Raw genomic sequence first — 1,056 nt, 5'->3', positions numbered from 1 at the left:
TACCCGCTCGTCATTGACGGCAAAGAGGTCACGACCAAGGACAAGCTCGTCAGCTACAACCCGTGCAACCACGACGAAGTCATCGGCAGCGTCTCCAAAGCGTCCACCAAGGACATCGACGCGGCATTTGAGGCTGCGAAGAAGGCGTTCCCGGCCTGGAGCCAGACGAACCCGGTCGCGCGCGCCGAGCTGTTGTTCCGTGCCGCGGCGATCATGCGCCGCCGCAAGCACGAGCTGTCGGCGACGGTCGTCAAGGAAGCGGGCAAGCCGTGGGTGGAAGCGGATATTGAAGTGGCCGAAGGGATCGACTTCCTCGAGTACTACGGCCGCCAGATGATCGAACTCAAGGATGGCAAGAAGATTGAAAGCCGCGACGGCGAAAGCAACCAGTACATCTACACGTCCGCGGGGGTCGCGGTGACGATTCCGCCGTGGAACTTCTCGGCAGCGATCATGATGGGCACGACGGTGGCGCCGCTTGTCGCCGGCAACACGGTGCTCCTGAAGCCAGCCGAGCCGACACCGATCATCGCCGCGAAGTTCGTGGACATCATGCGCGAAGCAGGCGTGCCGGACGGCGTACTGAACTTCGTGCCGGGAGAGCCGCATGAAATCGGCGACTACCTCGTCGATCACAAGGACACGGCGCTGATCACGTTCACCGGATCGAAGGCCACCGGCCTTCGCATCATGGAGCGGGCGGCGAAGGTGCAGGAAGGCCAGCGCCACTTGAAGCGCGTGCTCGCGGAAATGGGCGGGAAGGACACCGTCGTGGTCGATAAGGAGGCCGACGTGGAAACGGCGGTCAACGCGATCGTCACGGCCGCGTTCAACTTCTCCGGCCAGAAGTGCTCGGCCGGCAGCCGTGCCGTGATCCACGAGGATCTGTACGACACGGTCGCGCAGCGCGTCGTCGAAGAGACGGAAAAGCTCACGCTCGGCGACAGCGAGAAGTACGAGAACTACCTCGGACCGGTCATCAACCAGAAGGCGTATGACAAGGTGACGAGCTACATTGAGATCGGCAAGAAAGAAGCGACGCTGCTCACCGGCGAC

1 protein-coding gene is annotated in these 1,056 nt (G+C 62.6%); it reads left to right on the top strand.

The annotated features are described in order from the left end of the window. On the top strand, positions 1-1,056 hold a 1,056-nt coding region (locus ACFO4L_RS17560), incomplete at both ends, for an aldehyde dehydrogenase family protein (protein ID WP_377910969.1).

The sequence above is a fragment of the Bacillus daqingensis genome, from assembly GCF_042654445.1.
GTDB lineage: Bacteria > Bacillota > Bacilli > Bacillales > Salisediminibacteriaceae > Alkalicoccus > Alkalicoccus luteus.
This window is presented reverse-complemented; position numbering and strand designations above follow the sequence as displayed.